Here is a 2822-nt window from a genome sequence, read left to right on the forward strand (position 1 = left end):
ATCGAAGGTCCTCTCCCCGTCGTCCCGGACGGCCGTCAGGCCGAGCCGGGACCCAATCATATTTCCGCTATTGCTGCGGCAAGTGGAGAGGCGAGTAGGCTCTCACGGCCGGGGCGAAGGATTCGAAGTTTTGCAAAGGTCTCCAGTGGGAGAGGGCTGGGGTGAGGGGTTACAAACTATCGGTGAGGCACGGCCCGCCATCCGGACGCCGCGAACTTGGAACCGTCCCGTGGCGGCCATCCGCCGCCAACGCGCGCTTCCGCCAACGACCATTGCCGTTTGAGGGGCCGCCTCAGTCGCCCGGTTCAAGCGTGCCCGGCCTCGGCGACCAGGAAGGACGGGTGGACACCCAGCTTGGCCATGGCGCGGTCATATTTGGTCTCGACCTCGCCGCCGAAGATCAGTTCGGCATCGGCGGGGCAGGTGAGCCAGCCATTGGCGTGGATTTCGTTCTCCAATTGCCCCGGAGCCCAGCCGGCATAGCCGAGCGCCAGCAGCGCCCGGGTCGGCCCGGAGCCGGCGGCGATGGCACGCAATATGTCGATGGTGGCGGTCAGCGAAACGCTGTCGTCGATCGGCAGGGTGCTGTCGGCGGCGAAATAATCGGTGGTGTGCAGCACGAAGCCGCGCCCCGTCTCGACCGGGCCGCCCGTATGCACGGCCATCTTTTCGATCGGCACGCGGATGCTCTCATTGCGCGGGCCGGGGACGATATCGAGCTGTTCCAGCAATTTGGGAAAGGTGATATGCGAGGCGCGCTGGTTCACCACGATGCCCATCGCCCCGTCGGACGAATGAGCGCACATGTAGATGACAGCCCTGTTGAAGCGCGGGTCGGTCATCGAAGGCATGGCGAGCAGCAGATGGCCGTCCAGATAGCCTTCGCCCCCCGTCGCCTTGGGATTTCGCGTCGTCCTTGGCATAGAGTTTAGGATAGCGGTATCCTGCCATGTCTGTGAAGGGGGTTCCTGCGGCTCGTCTCGATAAATATGTGCAGGGAATATGCCAGAATGTGCGATACAGACGCCGTTTTCACTTAGTCAGCCCCATGCAAAGGCCAAGTAAACCGTGATCGCAAATCGTGTTGGCGCAGCCGCGCGCGCGGCGGTTTGGGGGCTGTTGGCCGGCACGATCCTGCATTTCATCGCCTTTGCCGGGCCGGCGCGGGCTCGCGAGGACGCCTCCGCCTGGGCCGAAAGCGGGCCGTCGCGGGCACGGCTGATCTGGGCCGGGCGGATCAGCTTTCAGGAGCGCCAGGTGGCGGCGGCGGGGATCGAGATTGCGCTGGAGCCCGGCTGGCGCACGGCCTGGCGCAGCCCCGAAGGCGGCGAGCCGCCCACCTTCGACTGGGGCAATTCGGCCAATTTGAGGCTGGCCGAAGTGCTGTGGCCGGCGCCGTCGCGCCTCAGCCTTGCCGAGGGGGCGGCGGTCGCGGGCTATGCGCAGCGCGTGGTGTTCCCGGTGCTGATTGCGCCGGAGCGGGAGGACCTGCCGGTGAAGCTGGCGCTCGGCATCACCTACAGCGTCTGCAGCGAAAGCTGCAAGCCGGTGACGGCGCGGCTCGAACTGGAGATCGGCGCGGCCGAGGAGGGCGGCCAAAGCGAGGCGGTCCGGGCGGCGCTCGAACTGGTGCCGCGCGTCCAGGCCCAGGGCGTCTATTGCCCGCACAGCTTCATCGCCGGCGCGCGGCGGACGGTCGACGGCAGGCCCGCCCTGGTGATCAAGACCGCCTTCGACGAGCGGGCGACCAAATTGGAGCTTTTCGCCGAAGCGCCCGATGGGCATATCGTCCCACCCGCCATCGAGCAGCCGCATAATGCGCGCGGCCGGTCGCATTTTATCCTGACATTTCCCGACGAAAAGCAGGCGATGGCCTTGCGGGGGCAGCTCTTGCGGCTGACGCTGGCCTCGGACCTGGGCAGTTGCGAAACCACTTGGCGCGTGAAATGATGCGCGCGGGACGAACGCTGGCCTAATCGATCAAGAAGGGGTTACCATGGTTATCGCGGTTGGAGATCGGCTCCCGAAAGCCAGATTCACGATCATGACGGCGTCCGGCCCCGCGCCGAAGTCGACCGACGAGATTTTCGGCGGCAAGCTTTCGGCGCTGTTCGCGGTGCCCGGCGCCTTCACGCCGACCTGCCACCGCAACCATCTGCCCGGCTTCCTGGAGAATGCCGACGCGCTGAAGGCCAAGGGCATCGACCAGATCGTCTGCACGTCGACCAACGACATTTTCGTGCTGACCGCCTGGGCCGCCGCCAGCGGCGCCGCCGACAAGATCGTCTTCATCTCCGACGGCAATGGCGATTTCGCCAAGGCAATCGGCCTCGACAATGACGGCACGCCGAACAATATGGGCATCCGCTCCAAGCGCTACGCCATGCTGGTCGAAGATGGCGTGGTCAAGATTCTGAATATCGAGGACGGACCCGGCAAGGCCGATATCAGCAGCGCCGTCTCCCTGCTGGCGGGGCTCTAGCGCCGGATCCGGGGTTAGACGGAGGCGATTCGCGCTCCGAACCGAAGGCGCGGGCAAGCGTCTGCGTCCTGGCGATCTCGTTCTCACGTTCAGAGCGAGATGACGGGCGGGCGTTCGTTACGCATCTTACCCCCATCCCGTTCTACGGGATCATTTTCGCTCTAAGCAGATAGAACACAGCCTTTCAAGATCCGCAGCACGACTCCCTCTCCCATGGGGAGAGGGCTGGGGTGAGCACGCTGGCGCGTGCCACCCTCTCCCACTGAAGACCTTTGCAAAACTTCGATTCCTTCGCCCCGGCCGTTAGAGCCGGGGCCCACTCGCCTCTCCACTTGCCGCA

Annotated in this window: 3 protein-coding genes; 2 read left to right on the plus strand and 1 reads right to left on the minus strand. The window is 65.3% G+C overall.

Going from position 1 to position 2822, the window contains the following annotated elements; genetic code table 11:
• Nucleotides 1-305 precede the first annotated feature (305 nt).
• Nucleotides 306-923: a YqgE/AlgH family protein gene (locus BLEFHOIH_RS05365; RefSeq protein ID WP_088343498.1), complete on the minus strand. Its 618-nt coding sequence runs from the start codon at nt 921-923 to the stop codon at nt 306-308.
• A 145-nt stretch (nt 924-1068) separates the two neighbouring features.
• Here BLEFHOIH_RS05365 and BLEFHOIH_RS05370 point away from each other — a divergent pair, with 145 nt between their 5' ends.
• Nucleotides 1069-1950, plus strand: coding sequence for a protein-disulfide reductase DsbD domain-containing protein (locus BLEFHOIH_RS05370; protein ID WP_088343499.1), 882 nt, complete (start codon nt 1069-1071; stop codon nt 1948-1950).
• Between the two features lie 46 nt (nt 1951-1996).
• Nucleotides 1997-2482, plus strand: a complete 486-nt coding sequence (locus BLEFHOIH_RS05375; RefSeq protein ID WP_088343500.1) for a peroxiredoxin — start codon at nt 1997-1999, stop codon at nt 2480-2482.
• The last annotated feature ends 340 nt before the right edge of the window (nt 2483-2822 follow it).

It is taken from the genome of Rhodomicrobium sp. R_RK_3, assembly GCF_002198715.1.
Lineage (GTDB): Bacteria > Pseudomonadota > Alphaproteobacteria > Rhizobiales > Rhodomicrobiaceae > R-RK-3.